Origin of the sequence: Streptomyces sp. NPDC005925 (assembly GCF_040638805.1) — a bacterium.
In the GTDB taxonomy this organism is placed as follows: Bacteria; Actinomycetota; Actinomycetes; order Streptomycetales; family Streptomycetaceae; genus Streptomyces.
Genome location: NZ_JBEXVL010000024.1, coordinates 1 through 18,857, shown reverse-complemented (window position 1 = coordinate 18,857; position 18,857 = coordinate 1). Strand labels below are relative to the sequence as shown.

Here is an 18,857-nt window from a genome sequence, read left to right as displayed (position 1 = left end):
GCCCTCGCCGGGACTGGCATCCCAGTGCGAGGGCCTGACCACCGAGGAAGCAGGACCTTCCCGATGGACACCGAAAATCCTAACGTGCACATGCCCGCCGCGTCCCGTGCCAGGGACGTAAACCACCCTCTCGGGCGGCCTTCCGCAGGTGTGACCCACGAACACGTGCGGCACACCGAGAACTTCACGGTGATCGGCAACCACCTGGCCCAGCACCGTGAGCTGTCCCTGCTCGCCATCGGCCTCGGCTGCTACATCCAGTCCGTCCGCCCCGGCACCGCGGTCGACATCAAGTCCCTCTCGGCCCGCTTCCCCGAGGGCCCGACCCGCATCGCCGCGGCCCTGCGCGAACTGGAACACCACGGCTACCTGCGACGCACCCGCGAGCGCGTCGCCACGGGCCGGATCGTCACCCGCACGGTCTCCTGCAACCGGCCCGGCCACCGCGCCGCCCGGGAAACCGCCTCCCCCCGGCCCGCCCGGCGCACGCCCGAGGAGAAGCCACCGCGCCGCAAGAGCCTCCCCGCCGTACCACGACCCGCGATCCCCGCGCCGGACCTGCTCCGGGCGGCCGTCGACGTCCTCGCCGGCCTGCGCCGCCACGACCCCCGCCTCCTCCTGTCCGCCACGGACACCGAACACCTCGCCCCGGGTGTCGCCGCCTGGCTGGAACGCGAGATCCCCCCCACCGCCGTACGCCACGCGCTGACGGCGGACCTCCCGGACCCGTTGATCCGCCCGGCGGCGTTCCTGGCCCACCGCCTCACCGCCCAGCTGCCGCCTCCGCCCCCGTTCCGCCCCCGTACCGGGCCCCCGCCGGTCCGCCACCCCCTCCAGAACTGCGACGGCTGCGACAGAGCCTTCCGCGCCCCGGCCCCCGGCCACTGCCCCCGCTGCCACCCCGACCACGCACAGGCCGCATGAGTACCCGGACGTCCCTGCCGCCCGCCCCGGTTACCCTGGCATCGGTACTCCGGGAGGACACCATGAGCACAGTGCCGGACCACGGACGCGCGCTGATTCCCCGCCCCGATCAGACGCCCGACGCACTGCGCGCCGCGCTCGCCGTCGTGGCGCCGGGCCGGCTGGATGAGATGCAGGCCACCAAGGACGAGGCCTTCGCCAGAGCCGTGGAGTGGCAGTCCCTCAGCCCGGTGCGGAGCTGGGTCTCCTGTGGGCCAGAGCCATCGAGATCGCCCGCCGCCCCGACCTGTCCACCCGCTACGCCCACGCGCGGGGCAGGCTGGAGGACCCAAACTCCGCGATCGCCGGGCACGCTCTGCGGGAGCTGACCGCCGTACTGGACGACCCAATGAAGGCAGTGCGCGGTTGAGCTGGAGATGGGAGTACGCCTTCGGAGCGGAGGAGACCGCACGTTCGGCGCCCGCCCCCTTCCTCTCTCATCGAGCCCGGCACACCGCAAGGGGCCGGGAACCGCTCCGCGGTTCCCGGCCCCTTGCGGCTACGCGACCTACTTCGGCTGCGGCTTGCGCACCGAAAGGTGAAGTTCCCGCAACCGCGTCTCGTCCAGCTCGGTCGGCGCGCCCATCATCAGGTCCTGGGCGTTGCCGTTGAGCGGGAAGGCGATCGTTTCGCGGATGTTGGGCTCGTCGGCCAGCAGCATGACGATGCGGTCGACGCCGGGGGCGATGCCGCCGTGCGGCGGGGCGCCGAAGCGGAACGCGCGCAGCATCCCGGCGAACTGCTCCTCGACGGTCTCGCGGTCGTAGCCGGCGATCTCGAAGGCCTTGAGCATGATGTCCGGCTCGTGGTTCCGGATCGCGCCGGAGGACAGCTCGACGCCGTTGCAGACGATGTCGTACTGCCAGCCCAGGATGTCCAGCGGATCCTGGGTCTCCAGGGCCTCAAGTCCGCCCTGCGGCATCGAGAAGGGGTTGTGCGAGAAGTCGATTTTCCCGGTGTCCTCGTCCTTCTCGTACATCGGGAAGTCGACGATCCAGCAGAAGCGGAAGACGTTCTCCTCGAAGTGCCCGGCGCGCTTCGCGGCTTCCACCCGCACCGCGCCCATGATCTTGGAGACCTCGTCAAACTCGCCCGCGCCGAAGAACACCGCGTGGCCGGCCGACAGGGACAGGCGCTTCGTCAGCTCCGCGACGTTCTCCTCCGTCAGGAACTTCGCGATCGGGCCGGACAGCGAGCCGTCCTCGGCGACGCGGACCCAGGCCAGTCCCTTCGCGCCCTGCGAGACCGCGTAGTCACCGAGCTGGTCGAAGAACTTGCGGGGCTGGGCGGAGACGTCCGGGACCGCAAGGGCACGCACGTGCTTGCCCGCGAAGGCCTTGAACTCCGAGCCTTTGAAGACGTCGGTGATGTCCACCAGCTCCAGCTGGGCGCGCAGGTCCGGCTTGTCGGAGCCGTACTTGAGCATAGCTTCGCGGAACGGGATGCGCGGGAAGGGGGACGTCACGTGACGGCCGTTCCCCAACTCCTCGAACAGCTCCGTCATGAGCTTCTCGATGGGCCGGAACACGTCTTCCTGCTCGACGAAGCTCATCTCGACGTCGAGCTGGTAGAACTCGCCCGGCGAGCGGTCGGCACGCGCGTCCTCGTCGCGGAAGCAGGGCGCGATCTGGAAGTAGCGGTCGAAGCCGGAGATCATCAGCAGCTGCTTGAACTGCTGCGGCGCCTGGGGGAGGGCGTAGAACTTGCCGGGGTTCAGGCGGGAGGGGACGACGAAGTCGCGGGCGCCCTCGGGGGACGTCGCGGACAGGATCGGCGTGGCCATCTCGTTGAAGCCCAGCGCCGTCATCTTGTGGCGGATCGCCGAGATGACCGAGGTACGCAGCAGGATGTTGCGGTGCATGCGCTCGCGGCGCAGGTCGAGGAAGCGGTACTCCAGGCGCCGCTCCTCGTTGACCCCGTCCTCGGCGTTGATCGTGAAGGGCAGCGGCAGGGCGGCGCCGAGCAGCTCGACCTCGCCCACCTCGACCTCGATCTCACCGGTGGAGAGCTCCGGGTTCACGTTCTCGGCGCCGCGCGAGACGACCTTGCCGTCGACGCGGACCGTCGACTCCTTGGTCAGCTTGTCGAGGGCCTCGTACGCGGCGGTGCCGGGACGGGCGACGAGCTGCGTGATGCCGTAGTGATCACGCAGATCGATGAAGAGGATGCCGCCCAGGTCGCGCCGATTGTGCAGCCAGCCACTCAGCCGGACGTCGGTGCCGACGTCAGAGGCGCGGAGCTCGCCGCAGGTGTGGGACCTGTACCGATGCATCGTCGTTCATCCAGTCTTCGCGGATCGGGGGCATGTGGGGCACGTTTCACGTGAAACACCCCCAGCCTACCGGGCACCCCATGATCGCCACCCCACCATTCCCAGCCCGTGATACCCGTGCGGTCCGCCCCTACGGTGGCGGCTTTCGTGCACATCTTCCTAAAGTGGGGCAATGCGCACTGGTGAGCCCCTGCCCGCCGTGGGCGAGGTCCTCGCCGCCCTGGCCACCGGGGTGTGGCACTGGGACACCGCCACCGGGCTGGTCTCGGCCGACGCCGAGGCCGCCCGGCTGCTCGGCCTGCCCGCCGAGCCGGTCAGTCTCACGGAGGGCCAGGTACGGTCCCGGCTGCACCCCGTCGACTGGAACGAGACCATCGGCGTCATCCAGCTCGCGAGCGTCGAGGGCACCGTCGCCGAAGTCCGCATCCGCATCATGGACGAGCAGGGCCGGGTCGTACGCGTCGTACGCAGCCGCTCCAAGCCGTCCTTCGACCGCGTCCGCCGGAGCTACGAGGTGATCGGCACCCTCCAGGAGGTCACCGATCCCGCACCCGGCACCTCGGCCGGGCGAAGCACGGTCACCGGCGACTGGCGGCGCTCGCGGGAGGCGTTCCTGCTGGACGCGGGCCGCGCGCTGGCCGAGGCCCGCTCTACGCAGGAGGTGCTGCGCGTCGCGGCCAACCTGTCCATGCCGGGTTTCTCACCGGACGGCCTCGCCGTGTTCGGCGTCGAGGGCGACCGGTTGTCGATCATCGGCCACCACGGGCACCAGCTCGGCGCGGAGGGGCCGTTCACGGAGATGTCGCTGGACACGGACTACCCGGCGAGCGAAGTGGTCCGCACCGGCCGCGCCGTGTATCTGTCCTCGCCCGGGCAGTACAGGTCCCGCTACCCGCTGACCTGGCCACTGGCGGAGCGCTTCGGCCGCCGCTCCTGGGCATTCCTGCCGCTGATCTCGGGCGGCAAGACGATGGGCGCCTGGATGGCGGCCTTCACGTATCCGGTCGCGTTCACGCCCGACGAGCGGTCCGTGCTGACCACGGTGGCCCGCATGCTGGCGCAGGCCCTGTCCCGGGCGGGCGCCGCCGACAGCGTGCGGGCCCTGACCGACGGTCTCCAGCGCTCGATGCTGCCCCGTCTCGGAGGGGAGCGCATCCCCGGCATGCTCGTCACCGCCCGCTACGTCCCCACCGGCGGCGGCCTCCAGGTCGGCGGCGACTGGTACGACGTCATACCGCTGCCCAGCGGACGGTTCGCGCTCGTCATCGGCGACGTGCAGGGGCACGACGTACGGGCCGCCGGCCTGATGGGCCAGCTGCGCATAGCCCTGCGTGCCTACGCCTCCGAGGGTCACCGCCCCGACGCCGTCCTGTCCCGCGCCTCCCGCTTCCTGAACGGCATCGCGTACCCCGAGGGGGACCCCTCCGACCTGCGCTTCGCGACCTGCCTGTACGTCGAGGTCGACCCGGTGACCGCCGTACTGGAGGTCGCCCGCGCCGGCCACCACGACCCGGTGATCCGCATGGCGGACGGCACGGTGCTGACCCGGACGACATCGGGCGGACTGCCGCTCGGCATCGACCCGGACGCCGACTATCCGACGACGCGACTCGTGCTGGAGCCCGACGAGACTCTGATGGTGTGCACCGACGGTCTGATCGAGACCGGCGGCCACGACCTGGAGACGGGCTGGCAGCGGCTGCGCGCGATCCTGGAGGACCACGACGGCGACCTGGAGGAGCTCGCCGACGCCCTCGTGCACGCGGTGCACGGGCCGTCCTCGCACTACACCACCGGCCCGCTGACCGACCGGCGGGAGGACGACATCGCGCTGATGCTGCTGTGCCGCCCGGGGGACGGCTGCGGCTGCGGCAGCACGGCCACGATCGTGCCGCACCGGATCCGCCGCACGATGCTGACCGTCGCGCAGGCCGAGCCCGAGCGGATCGCCGCCGGGCGGCAGCAACTGCGCGAGCTGCTGCACGACTGGGCCTGTCCGGAACAGGTGGACTCCGCCGTCCTGCTGCTGTCGGAGATGCTCACCAACGTCCTCGTGCACACCGACAACGACGCCCTGATGCTCGCGGAGATCTCCGGTGAGACGGGCCGTCGGCGGATCCGCATCGAGGTGACCGACTCCAGCGACAACCTGCCGCACCTGCGCCGCCCCGGCGAGCTGGCGTCCTCCGGACGCGGCCTGCTGCTGATCGAGGTGCTGGCGCACGCGTGGGGCGTGGAGCCACGCGGCCAGGGCAAGAGCATCTGGTTCGAGCTCCACGAGTCCGACGGCCGCACTGCAGACAGCCGCGCGACAGAGGGCCGTATGGCCGCCGGTCGCACGGCAGGGGACCGTATGGCAGAGGGTCGCACGGCGGAGGGCCGTATGGCAGAGGGACTCACGACCGGCCCCCGGCCCGCCGACGGCCCGGGCGCCCCGGTCGACGCAAGTCCGCCGACCGAGGCGTAACGGCGCGAGTGGTCGCAGACGGCACGCGCGGAGAGGGCGGGAAGATCACCGGCGCGCACGCGTCCCGCCGATCATTCCGGCCGAAGCCGACGCACCGTCCTCAGGCCTGCTCCGGCTCCCCCGGCTCCTCCGCCGCCATCCCGTGCACGGCCGGGATCGACCCCAGTCGGCCCCGCCGGAAGTCCTCGAAGGCCTGCTGGAGCTCTTCCTTGGTGTTCATCACGAAGGGCCCGTAGTGCGCCATGGGCTCCCGGATGGGCTGCCCGCCGAGCAGGACGACCTCCAGATCGGGCGCGTGCGCGTCCTGCTTCTCGTCCGCGCGGACGGTCAGCGAGGACCCGGCGCCGAAGACCGCGGTCTGGCCGAGACGGATCGGGCGTCGGTCCGTGCCGGCGCTGCCCCGTCCGGCGAGGACGTAGGCCAGGCCGTTGAAGTCCTCCCGCCAGGGCAGGGTGATCTCCGCGCCCGGCGCGAGCGTCGCATGGATCATCGTGATCGGGGTGTGGGTGATACCGGGGCCCTGGTGGCCGTCCAGCTCACCGGCGATGACGCGCAGCAGCGCGCCGCCGTCGGGGGAGGTGAGCAGCTGTACCTGGCCGCCCCGGATGTCCTGGTATCTCGGGGTCATCATCTTGTCCCTGGCGGGGAGGTTCACCCACAGCTGGAGGCCGTGGAAGAGGCCGCCGGACATGACCAGGTGCTCGGGCGGCGCCTCGATGTGCAGCAGGCCGGCGCCCGCCGTCATCCACTGGGTGTCGCCGTTGGTGATGGTGCCGCCACCGCCGTTGCTGTCCTGGTGGTCGAAGATCCCGTCGATGATGTAGGTGACGGTCTCGAACCCGCGGTGGGGATGCCAGGGGGTGCCCTTCGGCTCGCCCGGCGCGTAGTCCACCTCGCCCATCTGGTCCATCATGATGAACGGGTCGAGATGGCGGTAGTTGATCCCGGCGAACGTCCGGCGCACCGGGAAGCCCTCGCCTTCGAGTCCGCTCGGCGCGGTCGTGACGGTGAGCACGGGACGTGCCACGGCGTCGGCCGGCGCGCTCACGCGGGGCAGCGTCAAAGGGTTCTCGACGGTCACTGCAGGCATGGTCGGTACCTCCTCGTGTGCGCTCACTTTAGTTGAGTATTGAACTTCCTGCCACCCCAAACAGAGAAAACCCGGAGGGCATTCCCTCCGGGTCGCACTGAGAGGCACCGCGCGGCCGCGAGCACGGCCCGCCGTCAGCCGCGCGCACCGCGCGCCGGCCGGCTCAGCCGCCGATCAGCCGTAAAGCTGATCAACCGTACATACGCCGCATCGCGAAGTCGACCATCTGCTCCACGGCCTTGGCGTCGAAGACGATCCGGTGCTCACCCTCCATGTCGAGGACGAAGCCGTAGCCGGTCGGCAACAGGTCGAGCACCTCGGCGCCGGTGATCACGAAGTACTTGGACTCCTTGCCCGCGTACCGGCGCAGCTCCTTGAGCGTGGTGAACATCGGAATCACCGGCTGCTGCGTGTTGTGCAGCGCGAGGAACCCCGGGTTGTCGCCGCGCGGGCAGTAGACCTTCGAGGTCGCGAAGGCCTGCTGGAAGTCCTCCGCGGACATCTGGCCGGTCGTGAACGCCCGCACCGCGTCCGTCAGCGAGGGCGGGGACGGCTCGGGATACGCCGGAGCCTGCTGCCCGTATCCGCCGCCGGCCATGGGCTGCTGCGGCGGCGACGTGTACTGCGCCTGCGGTCCCGCGGTCTGGTCATAGCCGTACATGCCCGCAAGAGTACTGAGTCACAGATGACCCAATCGGGGTTGCTTCTTATTACCGACGGGTAGCATCATCGTAGCTACTTGTTGGTACGTGAATTAGGCGCGAGGAGTCAGTGCCTCGCCGATCTCTCTAACGGAGCCGTCGCCATGGGGCACTACAAGTCGAATCTCCGCGACATCGAGTTCAACCTCTTCGAGGTACTGGGACGCGACAAGGTCTACGGCACCGGTCCGTTCGAGGAGATGGACGTCGAGACCGCCAAGAGCGTCCTGGAGGAGCTGACCCGCCTCTCGGAGAACGAGCTGGCCGAGTCCTTCGCGGACGCCGACCGCAACCCGCCCGTCTTCGACCCGGAGACCCACACCGCTCCCGTCCCGGCGTCCTTCAAGAAGAGCTACCAGGCCTTCATGGACTCCGAGTACTGGCGTCTGGGCCTGCCCGAGGAGATCGGCGGCACCACCTCGCCCCGCTCCCTGATCTGGGCGTACGCGGAACTGATCCTGGGCGCCAACCCGGCCGTGTGGATGTACTCCTCCGGCCCGGCCTTCGCCGGCATCCTCTTCGACGAGGGCAACGACGTCCAGAAGCACATCGCGGAGATCGCCGTCGCGCGGCAGTGGGGCTCCACCATGGTCCTCACCGAGCCGGACGCCGGCTCGGACGTCGGCGCCGGCCGCACCAGGGCCGTGCAGCAGGAGGACGGCTCCTGGCACATCGAGGGCGTCAAGCGCTTCATCACCTCGGGTGAGCACGACATGTCGGAGAACATCCTCCACTACGTGCTCGCGCGCCCCGAGGGCGCCGGCCCCGGCACCAAGGGCCTGTCCCTCTTCCTCGTCCCGAAGTACGAGTTCGACTTCGAGACCGGCGAGCTGGGCGCGCGCAACGGCGTCTACGCCACGAACGTCGAGCACAAGATGGGTCTGAAAGCCTCCAACACGTGCGAGATGACGTTCGGCGACCAGCACCCCGCCAAGGGCTGGCTGATCGGCGACAAGCACGACGGCATCCGCCAGATGTTCCGGATCATCGAGTTCGCGCGGATGATGGTCGGCACGAAGGCCATCTCCACCCTCTCCACCGGCTACCTCAACGCGCTGGAGTACGCCAAGGAGCGCGTCCAGGGCCCCGACCTGGCCAACTTCATGGACAAGACGGCGCCCAAGGTCACCATCACGCACCACCCCGACGTGCGGCGCTCGCTCATGACGCAGAAGGCCTACGCCGAGGGCATGCGCGCCCTCGTGATGTACACCGCCTCCGTCCAGGACGAGATCCAGGTCAAGGAGTCCGCCGGCGAGGACGCCTCCACCGAGCACGCCCTCAACGACCTGCTCCTGCCGATCGTCAAGGGCTACGGCTCCGAGAAGGCCTACGAGCAGCTCGCCCAGTCCCTGCAGACCTTCGGCGGCTCCGGCTTCCTGCAGGAGTACCCGATCGAGCAGTACATCCGGGACGCCAAGATCGACACCCTCTACGAGGGCACCACGGCCATCCAGGGCCAGGACTTCTTCTTCCGGAAGATCGTCCGCAACCAGGGCGCCGCGCTGAACTCCCTCGCCGAGGACATCAAGAAGTTCCTCGCGCTCGGCACCGGCGGGGAGGAGCTGGCCGGCGCCCGCGAGCACCTCGCCAAGGCCGCCGTCGAGCTGGAGGCCATCGTCGGCCTGATGCTCACCGACCTCGCCGCCACCGAGCAGGACGTCAAGAACATCTACAAGGTCGGCCTCAACACCACGGGCCTGCTGATGGCCTCCGGGGACGTGGTCGTCGGCTACCTGCTGCTCAAGGGCGCCGCCATCGCCGCCGAGAAGCTGCCGACGGCCTCCGCCAAGGACAAGGCCTTCTACACCGGCAAGATCGCCGCCGCGAGGTTCTTCGCCGCGAACGTCCTGCCGGGCGTCACCCTCGCCCGCAAGGTCGCCGAGGGCGTCGAGCTCGGCCTCATGGAGCTGGACGAGAACGCGTTCTAGTCTCGTCCCCGTCCCGTCCCCCGCCCGTGGTCGAGGGCCCGCCTCCCGCAAGGGAAGCGGGCCCTCGACCGTCTGCTCCCGCAAGGGGGAGCGGGCCCCCTCGGCTGTCGCCTCCCGCAAGGGGGGCGGGCCGTGGACCGTCGTTAAGGTGAACCCATGAGCGAAGCCCTCCGCCCCGACCGCGGCCACACCGACGACCTCATGACCTTCCTGGCGGCGAGTCCGTCGCCGTACCACGCCGTGGCGAACGCCGCCGAACGGCTGGAGAAGGCCGGCTTCCGGCAGGTCGTCGAGACGGACGCCTGGGACGGCACGAGCGGCGGCAAGTACGTGCTGCGCGGTGGCGCGATCATCGCCTGGTACGTCCCCGAGGGCGCCGCCCCCCACACCCCGTTCCGCATCGTCGGGGCCCACACCGACTCCCCCAACCTGCGGGTCAAGCCGCAGCCCGACACCGGGGCGCACGGCTGGCGCCAGGTCGCCGTGGAGATCTACGGCGGGCCCCTGATGAACTCCTGGCTCGACCGCGACCTCGGGCTCGCCGGACGCCTCACCCTGCGGGACGGCTCGACCCGCCTGGTGAACGTGGACCGGCCGCTGCTGCGCGTCCCGCAGCTCGCCATCCACCTGGACCGCTCCGTGTCCGCCGAGGGCCTCAAGCTCGACAAGCAGCGCCACCTGCAGCCCGTCTGGGGCCTCGGGCACGACGTGCGCGACGGCGACCTGATCTCCTTCCTGGAGGAGACGGCGGGCCTGCCCGAGGGCGACGTCACCGGCTGGGACCTGATGGTCCACTCCGTGGAGCCCCCCGCCTACCTGGGCCGCGACCGCGAACTCGTCGCCGGCCCCCGCATGGACAACCTGCTGTCCGTGCACGCCGGTACGGCCGCCCTGGCGGCCGCGGCCACCGCGGCACCGGGCACCGGTCTGCCGTACATCCCCGTCCTCGCCGCCTTCGACCACGAGGAGAACGGCTCCCAGTCGGACACCGGCGCGGACGGGCCGCTGCTCGGCACCGTGCTGGAACGTTCTGTCTTCGCGCGCGGCGGCTCCTTCGAGGACCGGGCCCGCGCCCTCGCGGGCACCGTCTGCCTCTCCTCCGACACGGGCCACGCCGTGCACCCCAACTACGCCGAGCGGCACGACCCCACCCACCACCCGCGCGTCAACGGCGGCCCCATCCTCAAGGTCAACGTCAACAACCGCTACGCCACGGACGGTTCGGGCCGCGCGGTGTTCGCCGCGGCGTGCGAGAAGGCGGGCGTCCCCTTCCAGTCGTTCGTGTCCAACAACGCGATGCCCTGCGGCACGACCATCGGCCCCATCACGGCGGCCCGGCACGGCATCCGCACCGTCGACATCGGCGTGGCCATCCTGTCGATGCACAGCGCGCGCGAACTGTGCGGCGCGGACGACCCGTTGCTGCTGACCAGGGCGCTGACGGCGTTCCTGGAGGGCTGAACGGGCCGGCCGCACGGGCCTGGCGTCACGTCAAGTGGCGTGACGGCGCATGGGCGTTGCCGCTCCGGGTACCCGGTCGTGAACCGATACACCGGAAGGCCGGAACGACCGGTCGCACCGGACCGGACAGGGAGGCGACATCATGGGCCTCGGCGGATGCATCATCCTCATCGCCGTGGGAGCCATCCTCACATTCGCGACCGACTGGGACATGCAGGGAGTCAACGTCAACCTGGTCGGCGTGATCTTCATGATCGTCGGCCTGATCGGCGTGACGACCTTCAGCAGCATCTACCGGCGCCGCCGGGTGGTGGTTCCGCCCGCGACCCCCGTCGTGGACGGCCAGGCTCCCCACCACCACCGGGACGGCCACACCGACGGCTACGGTCTGTGACCGCTGCGCCCGTCCACGACGGACAGGCCGGACTGACACATCCCGGACATCCACGCTTACGTGGTCCGGGCGGGTGGCCCGTCACGCGTCCATGCCCGCGAGGACCAGGGGCAGCCGGTCCGCCCCGCCCTCGGTGAGGCGGACCGGGACACCCCAGTCCTGCTGGTGCACGTGGCAGGCCGGATACTCGTTCCCGGGATCGTCGTCGCAGGACGCGGCCATGGCGGAGACGTGCAACACCCCCTCGCCGACAGCCGGGTCCAGGGCCAGTTCGCGCGCTAGATCCGTGCCCGCGCCCTCCCCGGCCAGCAGCAGCCCGGGCGGGGTGGCCGACACGAGCAGGCGCGTCGACGGCCCGTACCGGGTGTCGAGCTTCTGGCCGGCCGGAGCCTCGAAGATCACCTCCAGCCGGAGCCGGCCCGGCGCGACGTCGGTCGACGCGCGCCTCGTCCGGTGGGCGACACCCTCCACCCGTACCGCCTCCTCCGGCAGCCGCAGCCGGGTCAGCCGGTGCCGCGCCGACTCCACGACCACGATCTCGTCACCGACGAGGACGGCATCGCTCGGCTCGCGCAGATCCGTGGCGAGCGTGGTGACGTCGCCGGTCGCGGGGTCGTAGCGGCGCAGGGCGTGGTTGTACGTGTCGCAGACGGCGACCGATCCGTCGGGCAGCGCGGTGACGCCCAACGGGTGCTGGAGCAGCGCCTGCCCGGCCGCGCCGTCACGGTGCCCGAAGTCGAACAGCCCGGTGCCGACGGCGGTGTGCACCGTCCCGTCCGGGTCCACCCACCGCAGCGCGGACGTCTCGGAGTCGGCGAGCCAGAGCCGCTCGGGCGTCGCCGCCAGCCCGGACGGCTGCGCGAACCAGGCCTCGCCGCCCGGCCCGTCCACCAGCCCCTCGTTGGTCGTCCCGGCCGTGACGGCGACGGTGCCCGCCACCGGGTCGTACGCCCACAACTGGTGCACGCCAGCCATCGCGATCCACACCCCGCCGCGCCACAGGGCCACGTCCCAGGGCGAGGACAGACTGACCTCGCGCGCGGGCCCGGAGGTGTCGTCCCCCTGCATCCACTGCCGCCCCGTGCCCGCCAGGGTGGTCACCTCGCCGGACGGCAGGTCGAGCCGCCGCAGGGCGTGGTTGACGGTGTCGGCCACGACGACCGCCCCGTCCTCCAGCAGCGCGAGCCCCTGCGGCTCGCTGAAGGCCGCCGCCCCGGCCGCGCCGTCCAGAAAGCCCCGCGCGCCGGAACCGATCCGCCGCACCACGCTCTCGCCGTCGGCCGCCAGCTCCACCAGCTGGTGCCGGGTGGTGTCACTGACCAGGAAGTTTCCCGAGGGCAGCAGCAGAGCCCGGCCGGGGAAGCGCAGCACGGTCGGCTCGGGCTCCGGCGCCACGTACGGCCCGTCGCCGCGCCGCAGCGTCCCCTTGGCGGCGTGCTCGGCCTCCAGTTCCGTCACGAGCCGCTCGATCGCGTGCACGTGTCCTTCCCCGGCGTGCTGGGCGACGACGTACCCCTCGGGATCGATCACCACCAGCGTGGGCCAGGCCCGCACGGCGTACTGCTTCCAGGTCGCCAGCTCCGGATCGTCCAGTACCGGATGCTCCACCCCGTAGCGCTCGACGGCGTCCACCACCGCCCGGTGGTCGGCCTCGTGCACGAACTTCGGCGAGTGCACGCCGATGACGACGAGGGTGTCCCGGTGCTTCTCCTCCAGCTCCCGGAGCTCGTCGACGACATGCAGGCAGTTGACGCAGCAGAAGGTCCAGAAATCCAGGACGACGATGCGTCCCCGCAGGTCGGCGAGGCTGTACTGCTTCCCGCCCGTGTTCAGCCAGCCGCCCTTGCCGGTCAGCTCGGGGGCACGGACGCGGGCGCGTCGGGGTGCGGAGTGGTTCATGTGGTCAAGGGTGACATCCGGCACCGGGAACCGGGGGCCGGGGGGCCTCGGGGGCGGCGTCAGGAGGGCCGTCGGCGCCCGTGGGGTCCTTGCGCGCGAGGGCTCTCAGGGCCGGCGCGGGGGCTCCAGGCCCAGCATCCTGTCCTTCAGCGCCGGGAACTGCTCCCGTGTCGCCGCGACCTTCCCCGGGTCGAACTCCACCGTGAGGACCTCCTCGCCGGCGCCGGCCTGCGCCAGCACGTCGCCCCACGGGTCGACCACGATCGAGTGACCCGCCTGCGGAACTCCGGCGTGCGTCCCGGCCGTTCCACAGGCGAGCACGAACGCCTGGTTCTCCACCGCCCGCGCCTGAGCCAGCAGCGTCCAGTGCGCCCGGCGGCGCTCCGGCCATCCCGCCGGGACGACGAGGGTATCGGCGCCGGCGTCGACGAGACCGCGGAAGAGCTCGGGGAAACGGAGGTCGTAGCAGGTCGCCACGCCGATCGTCGTGTCCGGCAGACGGACGGTCACCAGGTCCCGCCCCGCGCCCATCAGGACGGCCTCGCCCTTGTCGAAGCCGAAGCGGTGGATCTTGCGGTAGGCGGCGGCCGGTTCACCGGAGGGAGAGAAGACGAGAGACGTGTTGTAGAGCGGCCCGTCGGGGTCGCGCTCGGGGATCGAGCCCGCGTGCAGCCACACGCCCGCGTCGCTCGCGGCCTTCGCCATCACCTCGTACGTCGGCCCGTGGAGTGGCTCGGCCTCGCTGCCGAAGGCCTCGTAGGCGAAGGCGCCGGTGGTCCACAGCTCCGGCAGGACGACGAGATCGGCACCGGCCTGGGCGCGTACCATCGCGGCAACCCGCTGCCGACGCGAATCGACCGATTCGCCCTCGTCTACGGAAATCTGAAGCAAAGAGGCGCGCACACTACCACCGTCCTGGCATTCGAGCCGTCCACTCGGGCCTACGATCGTCACACGAAAGCACTGCCGGGGTGCCTCGGAGCAGCGTAACTTGGGGGTCCCCCCATTTCGAGCGCAGCCGCGAACCTGGGGGACGGTCCAGAAAGCCGCCGACAGCAGCCGCCTCCCATTGGCACCGCCCATTGGCACCGCCGCCACAACCTGCCCGTGTACCGACCGCCGAGGGGTCCCGTTCCGTGAGTCTGCATCCCACCCTCCAGCCCTACGCCGATGCCTGGACCCAGTCCGTCGAAGCGATAGCCGAGCTGGTGCAGCCCCTTGTCGAGGGCGAGTGGAACGGCCGTACCCCCTGCCCCGGCTGGTCCATCCGCGACGTGGTGTCGCACGTCATCGGCCTGGACAACGAGATGCTCGGCGACCCGCGTCCCATCCACACGCTGCCGCGCGACCTGTTCCACGTGACGAACGACCACCAGCGCTACATGGAGATGCAGGTCGACGTCCGCCGCCACCACACGGCGCCGGAGATGACGTCCGAGCTGGAGTACACGATCATCCGCCGCAACCGCCAGCTGCGGAACGAGTCGCGGCAGCCCGGCGCGAAGGTGCGCGGCCCGCTGGGCGCGGAGCTGACGCTGGAGGAGTCCATGCGCAACCACGCGTTCAACGTGTGGGTGCACGAGCAGGACCTGCGCATGGCTCTCGGCCGCCCGGGCAACCTGGACTCCGCGGGCGCGCAGGTCGCCCGTGACGTCCTGCTCTCCGAGCTGCCCCGGATCGTCGCCGAGACGGCGAACGCGCCGCGCAGTTCGGCCGTCGTCTTCGACGTGCACGGCCCGATCGAGTTCCTGCGCACGATCCGCGTGGACATCCAGGGCCGCGGCACCCTGGAGACGGCGCCGGCGCTGGGACCGGCCGCGAGCCTCACCCTCGACTGGGAGACGTACGTCCGGCTGGCCTGCGGCCGGGTGACGCCGGAGGCCGTCGCGGACCGCGTGAAGGCGGACGGCGACCCGCGGCTGACGGCGGCGATCCTGCGGAACTTCGCGGTCACGCAGTAGCGGTGACCCCGTGACGGACGGGGTGGGACGACGAGGGGGCCGCCGGTTCAGCACCGGCGGCCCCTCGCGCTTCGTGTCCTGGGCTCAGCCGAGCCTGCTGAAGCCGTAATTCAGGATCTTCGTCGCGTCCTTCGCGCGCTGCGCCGAGGACGACGAGGCGAGAACCGTGCCGATGACCGTCCTGCCGTTGCGGGTGGCGGCGAAGACCAGGCAGTACTTGGACACCGAGCCGGAGCCGGTCTTCACGCCGATGGTGCCGCTGTAGCTGCCGAGCAGGGTGTTGGTGTTGTTCCACGGCGCCATGGTGCGCGTGGAGCCGGACTTGGTGGTCGTCTTGGCCGTGTACGACCTGGTCTTGACGATCGTGCGGAACGTGCTGCTCTTCATCGCGCTGCCGGCGAGCTTCGTCAGGTCGCGCGGCGTCGAGTAGTTGGAGCCGTTGCCGATGCCGTCGAACGAGTCGAAGTGCGTGTTCGTCAGGCCCAGGCTCTTCGCGGCGGAGTTCATCTTGCCGATGAACGACTTCACGCGCGCCGACCGCGTCGTGCCCGAGCCGAACTTGTCGGCCAGGGCGTACGCGGCGTCGCAGCCGGACGGCAGCATCAGGCCGTACAGCAGCTGGCGGACGGTCACCTTGTCGCCGACGATCAGGTGGGCGGACGAGGCGTTCTTCGAGACGATGTAGTCGCTGTAGGCCATCTGGATGGTGACCTTGGTGTCCAGGTTGAGGTTCGGCTGCGCGAGCACGACCTTCGCGGTCATGATCTTGGTCGTGGAGCCGGTGGAACGCCGGGTGTCCGCCGCCTTCGAGTACAGCGTCTTGGCGTTCGAGTTGTCCATGGCGTACCCGCCCGCAGCGACGATGCCGGGGGTGGTGGCGGCCTGCGCGGGCGCCGCGCCGAGGGCTCCGCCCACGACCATCGCTCCGCCGGCGAGACCCGCGGCGAAGGCCCTGCGCACACGAATGCCCTTGATGCCAGTTTTCAAGTGTCATACCCCGATTGGTGTGAATGCCCCTGGTCAGCGGCCGCGCAGAGGGATGGGAGACGGAGCGGCCGCACGAGTGAGACATCCGAAGAGCGCTCATGGTTGCCCGCCTTCGGCAACATTTTTCCGGCCGCCGGCCGGCCGCCAGCCGGACGGGCGGGAGCCGGGCGGGAGCGGGCGGGAGCCGGGCGGGAGCCGGGGAGCCGGGGAGCCGGGCGGGTCCGCATGGTGGACCACTCCAGCCGGGCGACCGTGTTGTATCTATCCTGTCGACATGAGCAGCCTGGCCGTGAAACACGTGAAGCCCGTGAAGCAGGCACCCGCCGCCGACCGCGTCTACGCCCACGTCAAGCAGGGTGTCCTCGACCGCCGGTACGAGGGCGGCCTCCTGCTCACCGAGGGTGAGCTCGCCGAGGCCGTCGGAGTCTCCCGCACCCCGGTGCGCGAGGCTCTGCTGCGGCTGGAGGTCGAGGGGCTGATCAAGCTCTACCCGAAGAAGGGCGCCCTGGTCCTGCCCGTCTCCGCACAGGAGATCGCGGACGTCGTGGAAACCCGGCTGCTCGTCGAGGAGCACGCGGCGCGCAAGGCCGTACCCGCGCCGCCCGCTCTCCTGGAGCGGCTGGAGGACCTGCTCGCCCGGCAGAGGGAGCAGGCCGCCGCCGGTGACTTCGCCGGTGCCGCCGTCACCGACCGCTGCTTCCACGCCGCGATCGTCCGCAGCGGCGGCAACGAGATCCTCTCCCGCCTCTACGACCAGCTCCGCGACCGCCAGCTGCGCATGGGCGTCGCCGTGATGCACTCACACCCCGACCGCATCGCCAAGACCCTCGCCGAGCACGCGGAGATCCTTGATGCGCTGCGTTCGGGGGACGCGGACGCGGCCGTCGCCGTCGTCCGCCGGCACGTCGGCTGGTTCTCGCACCTGGCGCGCGGGGAGGTCCGGTGAGCTCGCCGCCGGTGACCCTGCCGGGCGACCCGCCGGGCGGCCGGCGCGCGCTGGCCGTCTGGGGCACGGGCGTCTCGGTCTACTTCGTCGCCGTCATCTTCCGTACGTCCCTGGGCGTGGCCGGACTGGACGCGGTCGACCGCTTCCACGTGAACGCCTCCGCCCTGTCGACGTTCTCGATACTCCAGCTGCTGGTCTACGCCGGCATGCAGATACCCGTCGGCCTCCTGGTCGACCGGCTCGGCACCAGGCGGGTACTGACCATCGGCGTCGTCCTGTTCACGGCCGGCCAGCTCGGGTTCGCCCTCTCCCCCTCCTACGGCACGGCGCTGGCCTCGCGCGCGCTGCTGGGGTGCGGCGACGCCATGACGTTCATCGCCGTACTGCGGCTCGGCGGGCGCTGGTTCCCGGCCCGGCGCGGTCCGCTGGTCGCACAGCTCGCCGGTCTCGTCGGCATGGCGGGCAACCTCGTCTCGACGCTGGTCATCGCGCGGCTGCTGCACGGCCTGGGGTGGACCACGGCGTTCGCGGGCAGCGCGCTGGCCGGCGTCGTCGTCCTGGTGCTGCTCCTGCTGTTCCTCAGGGACCACCCCGAGGGCCACGAGCCCGAGGCGCTCCCGTACCGGGGCCCGTCCTACGTACGCCGCCAGATCGCCGCCTCCTGGCGGGAGCCGGGCACCCGGCTCGGTCTGTGGGTGCACTTCACGACGCAGTTCCCGGCGATGGTGTTCCTGCTGCTGTGGGGCATGCCGTTCCTGGTGGAGGCGCAGGGCCTGTCGCGCGCCACCGCGGGCGAACTCCTCACCCTGGTCGTCCTGTGCAACATGGCCTTCGGCCTGGTCTACGGCCAGATCGTCGCCCGGCGCCACGAGGCCCGGCTGCCGCTGGCGCTGGGCACGGTGGGGACGACGGCCCTGCTGTGGGCGGCGACGCTCGCCTACCCGGCCGACCGCGCCCCGATGTGGCTGCTGGTCGTGCTGTGCACGGTACTCGGGGCGTGCGGCCCGGCGTCGATGATCGGCTTCGACTTCGCGCGGCCGGCCAATCCTCCGGAGCGGCAGGGGACGGCGTCCGGCATCACCAACATGGGCGGCTTCGTCGCCTCCATGACGACCCTGTTCGCCGTCGGTGTCCTGCTGGACGCGACGGGCGACGACTACACGGTGGCCTTCTCGGCGGTGTTCGTCCTTCAGGCCCTCGGCGTGACCCAGATCCTGCGGCTGCGCGGGCGCGCGGCACGCAGGGAACGTGAGCGGCTGGTGGCGAGCCGGGTGGAGACGGTGCACGTGCCGGCGTGACGGACAGGACCGGCGTGACGGACGGGGCCGACGCGAAACGACAGGAGCCGGTCCCGGCATGACGGACGGACGCGGCCCGCATGGCTGGTCCGGCGGCGCGAGCGGCGTGAGGCGGTCCGGCATGACGCACGTGACCCGCATGGCCGGTCCGGCGGCATGAGCGGCGTGAGGCGGTCCGGCATGACGCACGTGACCCGCATGGCCGGTCCGGTCCGAGCGACGTGACCGGTGTGAGTCCGAGCGGCGTGACGGAAGGGGTGGCTGTCGTGCGTGCCGCGGCCGCGCACGGCTCAGGCGCAGGCCGGCGGCAGTCGCGCACCCCCCGTGAAGTGCGCGACCACCGCGTGTGGCGTTCCCGGGGCCGGGCCAGGGTCTGTCGTTTGGATCAGATTGGCTGTAAGACGCGGTGCTTCGCAGCCGACCCGAGCGGGGTCTGGTGCGTGCGGCTGCAAGGCGGAGGAGGGCGTCAACGCGGAGCGTTGGCAAC

General features: G+C 71.1%; 15 protein-coding genes. 9 read left to right on the top strand and 6 right to left on the bottom strand.

Annotation, left to right across the window (positions count from 1 at the left end; all coding sequences use genetic code 11):
- Window positions 1-63 precede the first annotated feature (63 nt).
- Together ABZ354_RS22790 and ABZ354_RS22785 are read left to right on the top strand one after the other, a co-directional pair.
- Window positions 64-924, top strand: coding sequence for a helix-turn-helix domain-containing protein (locus ABZ354_RS22790; protein WP_358659509.1), 861 nt, complete (start codon window positions 64-66; stop codon window positions 922-924).
- 211 nt (window positions 925-1,135) lie between these two features.
- Window positions 1,136-1,333, top strand: coding sequence for a hypothetical protein (locus tag ABZ354_RS22785; RefSeq protein ID WP_358659507.1), 198 nt, complete (start codon window positions 1,136-1,138; stop codon window positions 1,331-1,333).
- A 138-nt stretch (window positions 1,334-1,471) separates the two neighbouring features.
- Here ABZ354_RS22785 and aspS read toward each other — a convergent pair whose 3' ends face one another.
- Entirely contained in the window at window positions 1,472-3,235 is a 1,764-nt protein-coding gene (gene aspS, locus ABZ354_RS22780; protein ID WP_358659505.1) for an aspartate--tRNA ligase, read from the bottom strand.
- Window positions 3,236-3,407: 172 nt separating this feature from the next.
- Here aspS and ABZ354_RS22775 point away from each other — a divergent pair, with 172 nt between their 5' ends.
- The gene (locus ABZ354_RS22775) at window positions 3,408-5,702 is read left to right on the top strand and encodes a SpoIIE family protein phosphatase (protein WP_358659503.1); all 2,295 of its coding nucleotides are present in this window, start codon (window positions 3,408-3,410) and stop codon (window positions 5,700-5,702) included.
- Window positions 5,703-5,802: 100 nt separating this feature from the next.
- On the opposite strand, the gene ABZ354_RS22770 is transcribed toward ABZ354_RS22775, so the two are convergent.
- Both ABZ354_RS22770 and ABZ354_RS22765 read right to left on the bottom strand, forming a co-directional pair.
- The gene (locus ABZ354_RS22770) at window positions 5,803-6,792 is read right to left on the bottom strand and encodes a pirin family protein (protein ID WP_358659501.1); all 990 of its coding nucleotides are present in this window, start codon (window positions 6,790-6,792) and stop codon (window positions 5,803-5,805) included.
- Between the two features lie 190 nt (window positions 6,793-6,982).
- The gene (locus tag ABZ354_RS22765; protein WP_358659499.1) at window positions 6,983-7,453 is read right to left on the bottom strand and encodes an SseB family protein; all 471 of its coding nucleotides are present in this window, start codon (window positions 7,451-7,453) and stop codon (window positions 6,983-6,985) included.
- A 144-nt stretch (window positions 7,454-7,597) separates the two neighbouring features.
- Here ABZ354_RS22765 and ABZ354_RS22760 point away from each other — a divergent pair, with 144 nt between their 5' ends.
- The 3 genes from ABZ354_RS22760 to ABZ354_RS22750 all read left to right on the top strand — a co-directional run bounded on the left by ABZ354_RS22760 (window position 7,598) and on the right by ABZ354_RS22750 (window position 11,279).
- A complete protein-coding gene (locus ABZ354_RS22760; protein WP_358659497.1) occupies window positions 7,598-9,424 on the top strand; it encodes an acyl-CoA dehydrogenase in 1,827 nt (608 codons plus the stop codon).
- Window positions 9,425-9,580: 156 nt separating this feature from the next.
- A complete protein-coding gene (locus ABZ354_RS22755) occupies window positions 9,581-10,885 on the top strand; it encodes a M18 family aminopeptidase (RefSeq protein ID WP_358659495.1) in 1,305 nt (434 codons plus the stop codon).
- A gap of 142 nt (window positions 10,886-11,027) precedes the next feature.
- Window positions 11,028-11,279 (top strand): DUF6458 family protein, encoded by a 252-nt coding sequence (locus ABZ354_RS22750; protein WP_358659493.1) that lies wholly within the window; start codon window positions 11,028-11,030, stop codon window positions 11,277-11,279.
- 81 nt (window positions 11,280-11,360) lie between these two features.
- On the opposite strand, the gene ABZ354_RS22745 is transcribed toward ABZ354_RS22750, so the two are convergent.
- Window positions 11,361-13,178: an NHL domain-containing thioredoxin family protein gene (locus ABZ354_RS22745; protein ID WP_358659491.1), complete on the bottom strand. Its 1,818-nt coding sequence runs from the start codon at window positions 13,176-13,178 to the stop codon at window positions 11,361-11,363.
- A 105-nt stretch (window positions 13,179-13,283) separates the two neighbouring features.
- Window positions 13,284-14,081 carry a carbon-nitrogen family hydrolase gene (locus ABZ354_RS22740; RefSeq protein WP_358659490.1) on the bottom strand — a complete coding sequence of 266 codons (798 nt, stop codon included), beginning with the start codon at window positions 14,079-14,081 and terminating at the stop codon, window positions 13,284-13,286.
- Window positions 14,082-14,314: 233 nt separating this feature from the next.
- On the opposite strand from ABZ354_RS22740, the gene ABZ354_RS22735 reads away from it, so the two are divergent.
- Window positions 14,315-15,139, top strand: coding sequence for a maleylpyruvate isomerase family mycothiol-dependent enzyme (locus tag ABZ354_RS22735; RefSeq protein WP_358659488.1), 825 nt, complete (start codon window positions 14,315-14,317; stop codon window positions 15,137-15,139).
- 84 nt (window positions 15,140-15,223) lie between these two features.
- Here ABZ354_RS22735 and ABZ354_RS22730 read toward each other — a convergent pair whose 3' ends face one another.
- The gene (locus tag ABZ354_RS22730) at window positions 15,224-16,126 is read right to left on the bottom strand and encodes a D-alanyl-D-alanine carboxypeptidase (protein ID WP_358659486.1); all 903 of its coding nucleotides are present in this window, start codon (window positions 16,124-16,126) and stop codon (window positions 15,224-15,226) included.
- A gap of 274 nt (window positions 16,127-16,400) precedes the next feature.
- Between ABZ354_RS22730 and ABZ354_RS22725 the strand changes: the two genes are divergently transcribed.
- Together ABZ354_RS22725 and ABZ354_RS22720 are read left to right on the top strand one after the other, a co-directional pair.
- Window positions 16,401-17,072: a GntR family transcriptional regulator gene (locus ABZ354_RS22725; protein WP_358659484.1), complete on the top strand. Its 672-nt coding sequence runs from the start codon at window positions 16,401-16,403 to the stop codon at window positions 17,070-17,072.
- On the top strand, window positions 17,069-18,370 hold the full coding sequence (locus tag ABZ354_RS22720) for an MFS transporter (protein WP_358659482.1): 1,302 nt from the start codon (window positions 17,069-17,071) through the stop codon (window positions 18,368-18,370). Before ABZ354_RS22725 ends, ABZ354_RS22720 begins: the two co-directional genes overlap by 4 nt.
- Window positions 18,371-18,857: the final 487 nt, after the last annotated feature.